The organism is Bacillus sp. UNC322MFChir4.1 (genome assembly GCF_000746135.1).
Classification (GTDB): domain Bacteria; phylum Bacillota; class Bacilli; order Bacillales; family Bacillaceae_G; genus Bacillus_A.
Genome location: NZ_JQKQ01000001.1, coordinates 521,961 through 535,110 on the forward strand (window position 1 = coordinate 521,961; position 13,150 = coordinate 535,110).

Sequence of the window (13,150 nt, forward strand, 5' to 3'; positions counted from 1 at the left end):
TTGATGAGAAAACTAACTGTTTTGGAATATACACAAGCATATTTTACATATATTCGGATATGAGGACAAAATAAAGGAGGGTGCAACATGAACCTCATTCAACAGTTTGTAAATAAAAAAATAAACAATATGACTTCTAAGGAATTATTAAAATACAGTAAAGAATATGAAGTGCCTATAACAAGCGAACAAGCAGATAAAATTGTCACATTAATTCAAGGAAAACAGATTAATATTTATGATATCCAAGAAAGATTACAACTTTTAAAACAAATTGCAACGGTTACTTCTCCTGCTACCGCACAACAAATTAATACCCTATTTCAAAAATTAATAAATTGAAACTTCCATCAATGTGATGTAACTATCCAAAATAGCAGGACAAAATAAAAAAGGGGTGCTCCCCTTTTTTATTGTCCTTTAATTTTCTGAAGAATCTCTTCATCAAACACACCGTTTTTCAGCATTTCAATTTCAAATTTATACGGTGGCTTTTTATCGTTTTTATCTTCACCTACATATGGTGTTTCAAGAATTTTTGGCACATTCTGTAATTGTGGATGATGAACAATGTGATGCAATGCTTTATAACCAATGTGACCGAAACCGATATTTTCATGACGGTCTTTTTTAGCGCCGCACTCATTCTTGCTATCATTAATGTGTAATACTTGTAAACGATCAATACCAATCATTTTATCAAACTCATTTAAAACGCCGTCGAAATCATTAACGATATCATAACCAGCATCATGCGTATGACATGTATCGAAGCAAACTGATAATTTCTCATTATGTGTTACACCATCGATAATTCTCGCAAGCTCGTCAAAGCTACGTCCACACTCTGTTCCTTTTCCAGCCATTGTTTCTAGCGCAATGTTCACTGTTTGATCAGTTGTTAATACTTCATTTAATCCTTCAATAATCTTTTGGATTCCTGCATCCGCACCTGCTCCAACATGAGCTCCGGGATGGAGTACAATTTGCTTTGCAACACCTAATGCTGATGTTCTTTCAATTTCCATGCTAAGAAAATCAACACCTAGTTGGAATGTTTCAGGTTTCGTTGTGTTACCGATGTTAATGATATATGGTGCATGAACAATGATTTCTTCAATTCCGTGCAATTCCATATGTTTACGGCCTGCTTCTATATTTAACTCTTCAATCGGTTTTCTTCGCGTATTTTGCGGTGCCCCTGTATAGATCATAAACGTTGTTGCACCGTATGACACAGCTTCTTCACTAGCTGCTAATAACATTTTCTTTCCACTCATCGAAACGTGAGATCCAATTTTCAACATGTAATCACCTCTTATAAATGCAATAGCTATAATGATAGCATAATTTGTAGAAATCTGACACTATACACAAGTTAAAAAACCGTAACTACTCAGTCACTCTATGAAAACAAGGCAGAAAAGCATTTTTTAAATGGCTTGGGAGGCAAAGCTAGACAAAGATGTCGAAAAATCAAACCGGATTTATATATTAATTTCTCCGTAAAAAAAAGATAAGGAAAAATCCTTATCTTTTCTTTTTGTTATATTTTTTCTTAATTTTTTCGCGTTCCCATTCAAGCTTTTTCTTATAGTTCGGCTTTACTTTTTTCGGTTTTTTCACAACTTTTTGTGCCATAGCATCTAATTGGTCATTTGGCTTTTTACGGCTTTGACGGCGACGGCGAGGCCCTAATTCAACCCACTCACCTGCACGTAAGTCCACATGTTCGAATTCAATATGACGTTGCTTTTCTAACGTATTTAATGCTTCTTCATCCGCTTGGTCATAAATTGTTGCCGCGATACCAGAATATCCAGCACGTGCTGTTCGACCTACACGGTGAATAAAGAAATCTAAATCAGATGGAATTTCGTAGTTAATAACATGACTAATTCCCTCAATATCAATACCACGTGCAGCTAAATCTGTCGCTACAATATATTGAAATTCTAAATCACGGACTTGTTTCATCATTTTCTTACGATCACGCGGTGATAAATCACCGTGAATACGCCCAACTTTTAAACCACGTTCCGTTAAACCGTTCGCTACTTCTTCTGCCATTTTCTTTGTATTCGTAAAAACAATTGCTAAATACGGCTGATATTGCAGTAACAGATTTTTGACAAGTTCAACTTTATTACGGTGCCTTGACGGAATAAGATGATGTTCAAGATTAATCGCTGCTATTTGCTTTGGATTAATATGAATATGCTCTGGATTCTCCATATATTTCTTCATAAATGGTTTTAACTTTTGTGGAATTGTCGCTGAGAAAACAAGCATTTGCAAATTTTTAGGCATACGCGATGCAATTTTATCCACATCATGAATAAAGCCCATATCAAGCATTAAATCTGCTTCATCGACAACAATTGCAGAAACCGTATGTACAAATAGCGCTTGTTCTTCCACTAAATCTTTAATACGCCCTGGTGTTCCCACCACAACATGCGGTTGTTTCTTCAATTTTTCAATTGAACGTTGTTTATCTGTTCCACCGATAAAACAGCGAGCTGTAATCATTTTGTCTTCTTCACAAAACTTTGTTAACTTGACGATTTCTGCATAAATTTGCTGCGCTAACTCACGAGTTGGAGCTGTAATTACAAGTTGTACTTCTTCTCTAGTTGCATCAATACGATTTAATGTTGGAAGTAAATATGCATGCGTTTTTCCAGATCCTGTTTGTGATTGTCCAATAATACTAACGCCCTTTTTCACAACCGGAAAAATCTTTTGTTGAATTTCTGTTGGCTCTGAAAAACGTAATTCACGAATTGCATCTATTAAAAATGGTTGAAAATTATACTGTGTAAATGTTTGCACTGTCATACATTCCACCTTCTTTCTTATTTCTACTGCGTTCATTAATCAGTCAAGTTACCATTATATCGAAATCTATCAGTAAAATCTATCTTTATATATATCCATTTTCATTTTCCGACATCTTTGTCTAGCTTTGCAGCACACAACATGACCTGCACTCGCTCGCCTCCTCTGTTTTAAACCTCGCACGTGGCAGAAATAAGCCCTGACCGTTTCTATGCATGGTCTGATGCTCTCGCCCGCCTAAAACAAAGAGGGTTTTTTATATCTTTTTTAACTTATCCATCTATAATTCAGCATTTCAACAGAAAAACTAACCTTCTTTCTCTCCATTGCATATTGTAGTGTATATTACCTAATTGAAGAAAGGAGGATTTCCTAATGTATATGAAATCCCCTCCCTATCAACAAATGTACACGCAATCTCCCTATCCTCATACCATGTACCCAACACAAGGCATGCAACCGATGATGCCTAAGAAAAAAGGAATTCTTGCAAAATTGTTTCAAAAACGCAATCCCGCTACAGATTATATGTATATGATGCCCCCTTATAGACAATTGGAAACATACCCAAATGCACAATACCGACACAACCAGCCATATATGCACCCTCCAAAACAGCAACAACAAATGATGCAGCCTCAAATGATGGCAGAAGGTGAAACACGAGGAACAGCAGGAAACGCATCTAGTGGAATTGGCAGTTTTTTCACGAACTTTATTTCAAATCCAACTGGAATGATAAACAACGTTGAAAAAGTTGTCCAAATGGCCCAGTCCGTTGGTCCTGTCGTGCAGCAATATGGACCGATTGTCCGCAACATTCCTAGCATCATGAAGATACTTTCATCCGGAAAAAACACTGAGGAAAAACAAACAGAAGTAGCCGAAAAACAAACAGAAGTAGTCGCGGTCTCCCCTTCCACTCCATCTAAAAAAATACCTATTACAAGAGAACCAATTGCTCCTAAAATCATAATTGAGGATGAGGCAGTAGTAGAAAACGTACAGTCTACTACCCCTAAACCAAAGCTATACGTATAACATTTCTTTGTCATCTGCTTTCTTCTCCTTTATAATGAAAAGGATTAGCTTTATAAAAACAAATCCTTTTTTAAAGGAGCGGATTAATTACATGAAAATCGTTAAAATTTCTCCTCGCGGCTATTGCTACGGCGTTGTAGACGCGATGGTCATTGCGCGCAATGCAGCGCTCGATAAAACATTACCAAGACCAATTTATATCTTAGGCATGATTGTCCACAACAAACATGTAACAGATGCATTTGAGGAAGATGGCATCATTACACTTGATGGCCCAAGTCGCTTAGATATTTTAGAAAAAATCGAGTCTGGAACTGTTATTTTTACAGCTCACGGTGTATCTCCAGAAGTAAAGCAACGCGCCAGGGAAAAGGGTTTAACAACAATTGACGCAACATGTCCTGACGTTACAAAAACACACGACTTAATTGAAGCAAAAAAAGACGAAGGCTACCATATTATTTATATCGGTAAGAAAGGACACCCTGAACCTGAAGGTGCAGTCGGAATTGCCCCGGATATTGTCCATCTTATCGAGAAAGAAGCAGACCTTGAAACACTTATCATTCCAACGGAAAAAATTCTAGTTACAAACCAAACGACGATGAGTCAATGGGATGTTCAACATATTATGGAGAAAATTCAAGAAAAGTTTCCAACAGCAGAGTTTCATAAAGAAATTTGCCTTGCTACGCAAGTGCGTCAAGAAGCTGTTGCAAAACAAGCAAATGTTGCTGAATTAACGATTGTCGTTGGCGATCCAAAAAGTAACAACTCTAATCGTCTTGCACAAGTATCTGAAGAGATTGCTAATACAAAAGCGTACCGCGTTGCCGATGTAAGTGAAATTCAATTAGAATGGCTACAAGGTGTAGAAACAGTCGCTATTACAGCAGGTGCTTCTACACCAACGCCTATTACAAAAGAAGTAATTGCATTCTTTGAACAGTACGATCCAACAAACCCTGCAACGTGGGAACGTAAGCGAAACGTACCATTACAAAAAATCTTACCAAAAGTTAAAGCAAAATAAACTTTTCATCAGTAAAGGTTTTTTGCTCGCAAATTGCAGGATGATACAAACAAGAGGCTGTTCCAAAAGTTTCACTTTTGGAACAGCCTCTTTATTCTTATATAGAATAAGCTGACTAAAAAGTGGGCTTTTTAGTCAGCTCAGCGAATCGACCACTTGTATGTCGAATCATCGATATATTACAAAGAACGGTCGATAGCCGAAAAAAGGACCGATTTTTTTCATTCTATACAAATGTAAATGGATCTGTATGTAATTCGGAAGCATGAATACGCGCAGTAAATTTTTTCGCATCCACTTTTTCTTGCAATTGTTTTTGTACACCTTTTTTCATTACTTTTTCTACGTTATGCCCTGGGTCTACAATATTTAATCCGAGCATCATCGCATCATGCGCAACGTGATAATACATATCTCCCGTTACATATACGTCTGCCCCTTTAAACTTCGCTTGCTTTATATACTTATTTCCGTCTCCGCCAAGTACAGCTATTTTCTTCACCGTTTGCTGTAAGTTACCGACAACACGAGCTCCCTTTACATCAAGGGATTGTTTCACATGTTCCGCAAATTGTTGTAATGTCATTTCTTGCGGCAAGTAGCCAATTTTTCCAAGTCCTAACGTTTCACCTTTGTTCTCTAGCGGATAAATATCGTATGCCACTTCTTCATATGGGTGTGCGCCAAGCATCGCCTTCATAATTTTACGTTGCAACGACGCTGGGATAATCGTTTCAATACGAACTTCTTCTACCTGTTCTAAACGCCCTGCCGCTCCGATATACGGATTCGTCCCTTCTTGTGGTAAAAATGTACCCTTACCTTCACTATTAAACGTACAATGACTATAGTTTCCGATATATCCTGCTCCTGCATCACCAATTGCTTGACGTACTGTTTCTACATGCGAAGAAGGAACAAATACAACTAGCTTTTTCATTTCTTCTGTATGAGTGGGAACAAGCACCTCTGTTTCCTGCAATCCTAACGCATCTGCCAACAAATCGTTCACACCGCCTTTTGCGATATCAACATTTGTATGAGCAGCATAAATTGCTATATCGTTTTTTATACACATTTCGATAATACGCCCGTATGCTTGCTCTGTAAGTATTGCTTTAAGCGGATTAAAAATAAGCGGATGATGGGCAATAATTAAATTTACCCCTTTTTCAATTGCTTCTTGTACAACTTCTTCTGTTACATCAAGCGCAATTAACACATTCTCTACCGGTTTATTTAATGCACCAATTTGTAATCCAACTTTATCACCCTCGACCGCTAAATGTTTCGGGTACATACTTTCAAACAAAGAAATGATTTCGTATCCATTAGGCGTTTTACTCATGATAAAATCTCCTCAATCATACGGATCTTCTCTAACACTTCTGCACGTTTCGCTTTTGTCTCTTCTGTTTCTGTGGCACGCTCTAATTGCTTACAAATGTTCTCAAAGTTTTTTCGTTCACTTTCCCATTTTTCTACAAACACTTCATTTTTCTCTTTCATTAAAAATGGTCCTATGAATAAAGCTTCTTCTTTTTTCTCCTTGTAGGGTGCTAGAACATCGCCCTGTTCTCCTACTAAAATTTCGTAAATCTTTCCGTCTTCTTTTACGATTTTTTCTTTGATTAATTCCCAGCCATTCTCAATAAACCATTCACGAATATGATGTGCAGCGATGTTTGGTTGTAAAACTAAACGTGTCACACCTTTTAGCTTCTCTTTTCCATTTTCTAAAATATCACGAATTAGCGCACCGCCCATACCTGCAATTGTAATTACATCTACTTCACCTGGCGCGATGACTTCTAAACCATTCCCTTTACGTACGCTCACTTTGTCTTGCAATCCGCATTCTGCTACTGTAGCTTGTGCAGAACGAAATGGACCTTCTACAACCTCTCCTGCTACTGCCTGCACGGCAATATGATGTAAAATTGTATAGCAAGGTAAATAAGCATGATCCGAGCCAATATCTGCAACAGTGGAACCCGCTGGAATTTCAAGTGCCACTTCTTCTAATCGTTTTGAAAGCTTTACTTCATTCATTTATTTCAATTGCTCCTTCTCTTTCAGTCTGTCTCCATGATATAGAATTTATAGTTGTGATTGCAAGTAGATAAATCATTTTACTCCGCTTATCAACCATTTATTTTTAAATTCAATGTCTTACAAATAAAAAAGCTCTTTACTTAGGCGCGTAAAGAGCTACTATGTAATCCACTATTATTTTTTCTTTGATAACCAATCCGCTACTTTCGTTGCTTGATCCGCTGGAATAATACCTGGTGGCATATTTCCTTTTCCTTTTACAATCACTTCTTGGATTTGATCTTTCGAGAGCTTACCGCCAACTTTTTGTAAATTAGGACCGACTGCTCCCTGCAATTGCTCACCATGACAACTTGTACAACTTTGCTTTACAATCTCTTCTGGTTTTGCTGCTGTTTGTGTCGTTTTTCCCCCGTTTTTCTGCGCGTCAGCTAGTTCCTTTGATTTATGCAAGCCTTGAAATGAAAATACAAACATAACAATAATTCCCAATACAGCAATAAGAGCAAATGGAATCAACGGATTACGCTTCATTTTTTCTTTTTCCCCCTCTATCTCCCCTAATAGTTTGATGATTCAGTCATTTCTATTGTACTTGAAAACAATCTACCAGAAAAGACCAAACTACAATATGTCAAAAATATTCCGCATATTCAATTAATTATCCAACTACAAATTCACGTAATTTTATGCCAAATATCCTCTTTTCTCATCATAAACAGTTACATTCTCCAAATATTTTTGTAAAGAATACACGAAATTAATCGAAAAATCGAAAAATGACTATTTGCAAATCAAAAGACAATTCTGTAAAATAAATTACAAGAATTGTAATTGCTACTGACAAATAATTTTTAATAAAAATTAACAAAAGAAAAAAGTTTACTTCACATTCATGAAGTAAACTTTATACAAAGCTCTATTCTAAGAAATCTTTCAAGCGTTTGCTACGGCTTGGGTGTCTTAATTTACGAAGTGCTTTTGCTTCAATTTGACGAATACGCTCTCTCGTAACGCCGAATACTTTCCCAACTTCTTCAAGCGTACGAGTTCGTCCATCGTCTAAACCAAAGCGAAGACGAAGAACATTTTCTTCACGATCTGTTAATGTATCTAGTACATCTTCTAATTGCTCTTTTAGCAATTCATATGCTGCATGGTCTGCAGGAGATGTTGCTTCTTGGTCTTCAATAAAATCACCTAAATGAGAGTCATCCTCTTCACCAATTGGTGTTTCAAGAGATACAGGCTCTTGTGCAATCTTTAAGATTTCGCGTACTTTTTCAGGAGCAAGATCCATTTCTTCACCAATTTCTTCTGGAGATGGCTCACGACCTAAATCTTGTAATAATTGACGTTGAACACGAATCAATTTATTAATTGTTTCAACCATATGAACTGGTATACGAATTGTTCTTGCTTGGTCCGCAATTGCACGTGTAATGGCCTGACGAATCCACCACGTTGCATACGTACTAAATTTATATCCTTTGCGGTAATCAAACTTTTCAACTGCTTTAATTAGACCCATATTCCCTTCTTGAATTAAGTCTAGGAAAAGCATACCGCGGCCAACATAACGTTTTGCAATACTTACAACTAGGCGTAAGTTTGCTTCTGCAAGACGGCGTTTCGCTTCTTCATCGCCTTCTTCAATACGTTTTGCAAGAGCAATTTCTTCTTCAGCAGATAGTAAGTCAACACGACCAATTTCTTTTAAGTACATACGAACAGGATCATTAATTTTCACACCTGGTGGTACACTTAAATCATTTAAGTCAAACTCTTCTTCAGCTTTGGCTAATTGACGAGTATTTGGGTCTTCATCGCTGTCGCCAACTAAATCGATTCCTTGTTCACCTAAATATTCATAATATTCATCCATTTGATCGGATTCAATATCAAATCCACTCATGCGTTCTGCGATCTCTTCATATGTAAGAACGCCACGTTTTTTTCCGAGCTCTGTGAGTTGCTCTTTCACTTGCTCAAGTGTCATATCAGTTTCAATTTGTTTAGAACGAGCTGGTTTATCAGCCATTTGTTCCCCTCCTTACGTGAGATACAAACAATGATTATAGTAAGTTTTTATACAAAAAGCTATTTTTTTGCTTTTCGTTTTTGTAAATATTCTTGGAAAAATCGTGCTGCTGCTAAATGATCTTCTTTTTCCATTTGCTTTAGCATGATAATATTTTCCATTTTCTTCAACTTTTGCTTCTGCCGACGCAGCGCGTCTACATTGCCATGCAGCAACTCTTCTGAGAACTCAGGATTAATCATTTCATCTGTTGAAATATTAGTCACAATATTTCTCAACTTTTCATCAGAAAGCCAACTTAGAAAGTTTGCGACTGACGGTTCATTTCCCTTTTCATAATATGCGTATAGCTCATATAAAATCCCTTTATGTTCTTCTGTATGAAAATCTTCTATATGAGGTTCGATACGAAAAGCGATATCTTCACTCTGTAACATGTGATAAATAAGCTCTCTTTCAGCTCTTTCAAAACCAGAAAATTTCGGCTTCACATGAACAATTTGAGAAGGCTGTGCAATTGGCTTTGTCTGTTTTTGCTGCACCTTTTGTTCTTTGCGATATTGGTGCAATTGCCCCAGCAGTGTTTCCATTGAGTAAGCAAATTCCTGTGACAATGCCTTCAAGTACGATTCCGCTTGCATTGCATCTTGCAATGACGCTAACTCTTTTAAAACACTTTTCACATAAGCTTCTTTTCCAGATTCATCTTGCAAATTTTTCCCTAAACGAAGATAATTTATTTTAAATCCAATAAAACTCATACTTGCTTGTACAAGTTTTTGAAACGCTGTTGTTCCATAACGCTGTACATATTCGTCAGGGTCTAATTTATCTGGCATAGAGACAACTTTCACTTCACAACCGGTTTGCAATAACAATTGTCCTGCTTTCATTGTTGCCTCTTGTCCTGCTTTATCACCATCATAGCAAAGAACAACAGTTTCAACATTGCGCCGCAAAAGCTTCGCCTGCTCCTCAGTTAAAGCAGTTCCCATTGTTGCAACAGATTCTTCAATCCCACTTTTCACAGCAGCTAAAACATCCGCATATCCTTCAAAGAGAAGAACTTGTCCTCGCTTTCGAATAAATGGCCTTGCTTGATGAAAATTATATAGCAGCTTGCTTTTATGAAAAATAGGTGTCTCTGGACTATTTAAATATTTAGGAGTATCATCCCCTAATGCCCGTCCACTAAAAGCAGATACTTTTCCTTGCAGTGTATGAATTGGAAATATCACTCGTCCACGAAAACGATCATGATAACTGCCATCCTTCTCACTGCGAACAAGTAATCCGGCTTGCTCCATAACAGCTGGTGAAAAACCTCTTTTTTGTAAGATTTTCTCCGCTGCATCCCAAGCAGGAGTGGCATACCCAATTTCAAACTTTGCAATCATTTCTTTTGTAATGCCTCGATCTAATAAATACGCAAGCGGTTGTTTACCCTCTTCTGTATTTACTAAGAGATGATGATAATACTTTTTCAAAAGCTCGTGGGCTTGCAACATAATCGTGCTATCATCAGATATATTTTTTGTTTGCTCTAGCTCTGATGTAAAGTTAGCAACAGGAATACCATTTCGCTCACCTAACTTTTGCACAGCTTCCACAAATGCCAGTCCATCTATTTTCATTAAGAAAGAAAAAACATTTCCCCCTTCTCCGCATCCAAAACAATGAAAAATTTGCTTATCAGCAGAAACCGAAAACGACGGTGAGTTTTCACCATGGAAAGGACAAAGCCCAAAATAATTTCGACCTTGTTTTTTTAGCTGCACATATTCACCAATCACTTCAACAATATCCGATGATGTACGAATTTGTTCTACAACTTCCTCGGGAATTCTGTTCCCCATAACTCCATCTCCGTGTCGTATTTTGTATTCGATACAAATTAAAGGATTCCTTTATTATTCGACAAATTTTTTTCTAAACTAGATAAAAAATATTGTCGATCACGCTTAGAAAACGCTTTTTGCCCTTTTGTAAAGGTTCCTTGTCTGCGTAATTTCACAGATACGTATCGATTATATAAAATTGTATCCATATGTTCATCGGGCACAATTGTGCCGCGCGGAGATAATACATATACTCCTTTTTTAACAAGAAGACCAGCAAGTCCCATATCTTGTGTGATAATGAGATTTCCCGCTTTTGCACGTTGATAGATACAAAAATCCACCTCATCTTGTGCAGAATCTACATATATCCAATTTCCCTTCTGACTTCTTGACTGATGGGCGTAGGATGCGATAAACCAAATATCGACATGAAATTTTGCACCAACGCGCATAATTTCTTCCTTCACTGGACATGCATCTGCATCAACATAAATTCGAGTGATGTTTTGCATATTTCTCTATTCTACATCCCTTTTGTGAATCCTTCCATAATGTGCGTTTTCTTGTTCAGATTTTTGTCGATTTTACGTAAAAGCATGACATTTCCAAAACCTATCACTAGTTTATTCTGAAAAATTGAAGTCTAAACGTAAAACAAATGTTTTTATCACAATTTTTTATTATAATACATTTCTCTAAACTTAGCTACATATCCTGTTAAATTTTATAGTGGAGCGAAAAAAGCACATTCACCGTTGGTAAATGTGCTAAAACATTCTTTGGTTTTGCACTGCATTTACAATAATATTTGCTGTTTCTTCAATTGCCTTATTCGATACATCAATAACCGGGCAACCTATTTTACTTACAATCCGTTCAAAATGTTTAATCTCTTCTTTAATGCGTTCAATATTTGCATAATTTGCTCCATCACTTAATCCAAGAGATTTTAAACGTTCTTTGCGAATATTATTTAATTTATCAGGCGTTATTTTTAACCCAAAACATTTTTCTTTCGGTACATGATATAATTCCTCTGGCGGATCTACTTCTGGTACGAGAGGAACATTAGCAACCTTTAATCGCTTATTATGCGCTAAATATTGTGAAAGCGGTGTTTTCGATGTGCGAGAAACTCCAATTAATACAATATCAGCTTTTAAAAGACCGCGTGAATCTCTACCATCGTCATATTTCACAGCAAATTCAATTGCTTCGATTTTTTTGAAATACTCTTCATCCAGCTTTCGGACAACCCCTGGCTCATACCTTGGAGTTTGTTTTGTTATACCTTCAATTTGATCGATAAGAGGACCGATAATATCATACACTTCTACGCCTTCTTTTTCTGCTTCTTCCCGTAAATACTTTCGCATATCAGGCTTTACTAATGTAAAACAAATAAGAGCATTATTACTTTTAGCGATAGAAATAACTTCTTTTAACGTTCCTGTATCTTCTACATACGGCACACGTCTAAGATCCGGCGTAAATGGAAATTGTCCCATAGCTGCTCGAACAACTAAATCAGCTGTTTCTCCAACTGAATCAGACACGACATATACGATTTTACTATTCATTGCATTACCTCACTTTAAACGAATTGCCTTTACTCATGATTTACTAAATCAACAAATGCACGCGTAATATTGGTTTTTGTAATTCGACCAAGAACTTCTAATCCCTGTTTCGTCTCTTTTACAACTGGAACAGAGTCAATCTGTTTTTCTATTAAATCCATTGCAACATCATACAAGCTATCTTCCTTACGACACATCGTAACATTCGGCATTCTTGTCATAATAATATTTACCGGTAATGATGCTAAATCCTGCTTTCCTAAGCTTGCTCTTAACAAATCTTTTCGAGAAACAACACCGACTAACAATGTATTTTGATCAACGATAAATAAAGTACCGACATCTTCTAAAAACATTGTACAAATCGCATCATATACCGAAACATTTTTATCAACCACAACTGGCCTAGATTGATAATCTTGAACGGCAATCTTTTTAACCGCCTCTGATAGCAGTTGTCCACCTGTTTTTCCAGTGTAAAAATATCCGACGCGAGGACGCGCTTCTAAATAGCCAGCCATCGTTAAAATAGCCAAATCTGGTCTAAGTGTTGCTCTTGTTAAATTTAATTGTTCCGCAATTGATTCTCCAGTAATTGGACCGTTGTCTTTTACAATCTGAATGATATGTTCTTGGCGCTTATTCAGTTCTATGGTAATCACCACCTTCAGTACAAAACGAAAAATGTTATACTATCTCTTAAATATTATATACTAAA

13 protein-coding genes are annotated in these 13,150 nt (G+C 36.7%); 3 read left to right on the forward strand and 10 right to left on the reverse strand.

What is annotated here, in order from left to right; translation table 11 throughout:
* Positions 1–87: 87 nt before the first annotated feature.
* Positions 88–342 (forward strand): DUF2624 domain-containing protein, encoded by a 255-nt coding sequence (locus BR72_RS02690; protein WP_035429758.1) that lies wholly within the window; start codon positions 88–90, stop codon positions 340–342.
* 68 nt (positions 343–410) lie between these two features.
* On the opposite strand, the gene BR72_RS02695 is transcribed toward BR72_RS02690, so the two are convergent.
* Both BR72_RS02695 and BR72_RS02700 read right to left on the reverse strand, forming a co-directional pair.
* The gene (locus BR72_RS02695; protein WP_035429760.1) at positions 411–1,307 is read right to left on the reverse strand and encodes a deoxyribonuclease IV; all 897 of its coding nucleotides are present in this window, start codon (positions 1,305–1,307) and stop codon (positions 411–413) included.
* A 223-nt stretch (positions 1,308–1,530) separates the two neighbouring features.
* Positions 1,531–2,841 carry a DEAD/DEAH box helicase gene (locus BR72_RS02700; protein ID WP_035429762.1) on the reverse strand — a complete coding sequence of 437 codons (1,311 nt, stop codon included), beginning with the start codon at positions 2,839–2,841 and terminating at the stop codon, positions 1,531–1,533.
* A gap of 375 nt (positions 2,842–3,216) precedes the next feature.
* Between BR72_RS02700 and vrrA the strand changes: the two genes are divergently transcribed.
* Both vrrA and BR72_RS02710 read left to right on the forward strand, forming a co-directional pair.
* Positions 3,217–3,882: a VrrA/YqfQ family protein gene (gene vrrA / locus BR72_RS02705; RefSeq protein WP_035429763.1), complete on the forward strand. Its 666-nt coding sequence runs from the start codon at positions 3,217–3,219 to the stop codon at positions 3,880–3,882.
* A gap of 91 nt (positions 3,883–3,973) precedes the next feature.
* Entirely contained in the window at positions 3,974–4,915 is a 942-nt protein-coding gene (locus tag BR72_RS02710; RefSeq protein WP_035429765.1) for a 4-hydroxy-3-methylbut-2-enyl diphosphate reductase, read from the forward strand.
* A gap of 226 nt (positions 4,916–5,141) precedes the next feature.
* Here BR72_RS02710 and BR72_RS02715 read toward each other — a convergent pair whose 3' ends face one another.
* The 8 genes from BR72_RS02715 to BR72_RS02750 all read right to left on the reverse strand — a co-directional run bounded on the left by BR72_RS02715 (position 5,142) and on the right by BR72_RS02750 (position 13,094).
* Entirely contained in the window at positions 5,142–6,263 is a 1,122-nt protein-coding gene (locus BR72_RS02715) for a Nif3-like dinuclear metal center hexameric protein (RefSeq protein ID WP_035429766.1), read from the reverse strand.
* Positions 6,260–6,967 carry a tRNA (adenine(22)-N(1))-methyltransferase gene (locus BR72_RS02720; protein WP_035429768.1) on the reverse strand — a complete coding sequence of 236 codons (708 nt, stop codon included), beginning with the start codon at positions 6,965–6,967 and terminating at the stop codon, positions 6,260–6,262. The genes BR72_RS02715 and BR72_RS02720 overlap by 4 nt, the downstream gene beginning before the upstream one ends.
* A gap of 177 nt (positions 6,968–7,144) precedes the next feature.
* Positions 7,145–7,504 carry a cytochrome c550 gene (gene cccA, locus BR72_RS02725; protein WP_035429769.1) on the reverse strand — a complete coding sequence of 120 codons (360 nt, stop codon included), beginning with the start codon at positions 7,502–7,504 and terminating at the stop codon, positions 7,145–7,147.
* A gap of 385 nt (positions 7,505–7,889) precedes the next feature.
* Positions 7,890–9,011 carry an RNA polymerase sigma factor RpoD gene (gene rpoD, locus BR72_RS02730; RefSeq protein WP_020062259.1) on the reverse strand — a complete coding sequence of 374 codons (1,122 nt, stop codon included), beginning with the start codon at positions 9,009–9,011 and terminating at the stop codon, positions 7,890–7,892.
* A 59-nt stretch (positions 9,012–9,070) separates the two neighbouring features.
* Entirely contained in the window at positions 9,071–10,867 is a 1,797-nt protein-coding gene (dnaG, locus tag BR72_RS02735; protein WP_035429773.1) for a DNA primase, read from the reverse strand.
* 38 nt (positions 10,868–10,905) lie between these two features.
* The gene (locus BR72_RS02740) at positions 10,906–11,364 is read right to left on the reverse strand and encodes a YaiI/YqxD family protein (protein ID WP_035429775.1); all 459 of its coding nucleotides are present in this window, start codon (positions 11,362–11,364) and stop codon (positions 10,906–10,908) included.
* A 255-nt stretch (positions 11,365–11,619) separates the two neighbouring features.
* Positions 11,620–12,432, reverse strand: a complete 813-nt coding sequence (locus BR72_RS02745; RefSeq protein ID WP_035429776.1) for a pyruvate, water dikinase regulatory protein — start codon at positions 12,430–12,432, stop codon at positions 11,620–11,622.
* 29 nt (positions 12,433–12,461) lie between these two features.
* Positions 12,462–13,094 carry a transcriptional regulator CcpN gene (locus BR72_RS02750; protein ID WP_090996208.1) on the reverse strand — a complete coding sequence of 211 codons (633 nt, stop codon included), beginning with the start codon at positions 13,092–13,094 and terminating at the stop codon, positions 12,462–12,464.
* Positions 13,095–13,150: the final 56 nt, after the last annotated feature.

What these genes read in the sequence shown, in the direction of transcription:
- BR72_RS02690 (WP_035429758.1), top strand. Translation starts at nt 88, where the DNA reads ATGAACCTCATTCAACAGTTTGTAAATAAAAAAATAAACAATATGACT.
- BR72_RS02720 (WP_035429768.1), bottom strand. Translation starts at nt 6,967, where the DNA reads ATGAATGAAGTAAAGCTTTCAAAACGATTAGAAGAAGTGGCACTTGAA.
- BR72_RS02695 (WP_035429760.1), bottom strand. Translation starts at nt 1,307, where the DNA reads ATGTTGAAAATTGGATCTCACGTTTCGATGAGTGGAAAGAAAATGTTA.
- BR72_RS02700 (WP_035429762.1), bottom strand. Translation starts at nt 2,841, where the DNA reads ATGACAGTGCAAACATTTACACAGTATAATTTTCAACCATTTTTAATA.
- BR72_RS02715 (WP_035429766.1), bottom strand. Translation starts at nt 6,263, where the DNA reads ATGAGTAAAACGCCTAATGGATACGAAATCATTTCTTTGTTTGAAAGT.
- vrrA (WP_035429763.1), top strand. Translation starts at nt 3,217, where the DNA reads ATGTATATGAAATCCCCTCCCTATCAACAAATGTACACGCAATCTCCC.
- cccA (WP_035429769.1), bottom strand. Translation starts at nt 7,504, where the DNA reads ATGAAGCGTAATCCGTTGATTCCATTTGCTCTTATTGCTGTATTGGGA.
- BR72_RS02740 (WP_035429775.1), bottom strand. Translation starts at nt 11,364, where the DNA reads ATGCAAAACATCACTCGAATTTATGTTGATGCAGATGCATGTCCAGTG.
- BR72_RS02710 (WP_035429765.1), top strand. Translation starts at nt 3,974, where the DNA reads ATGAAAATCGTTAAAATTTCTCCTCGCGGCTATTGCTACGGCGTTGTA.
- rpoD (WP_020062259.1), bottom strand. Translation starts at nt 9,011, where the DNA reads ATGGCTGATAAACCAGCTCGTTCTAAACAAATTGAAACTGATATGACA.
- dnaG (WP_035429773.1), bottom strand. Translation starts at nt 10,867, where the DNA reads ATGGGGAACAGAATTCCCGAGGAAGTTGTAGAACAAATTCGTACATCA.
- BR72_RS02745 (WP_035429776.1), bottom strand. Translation starts at nt 12,432, where the DNA reads ATGAATAGTAAAATCGTATATGTCGTGTCTGATTCAGTTGGAGAAACA.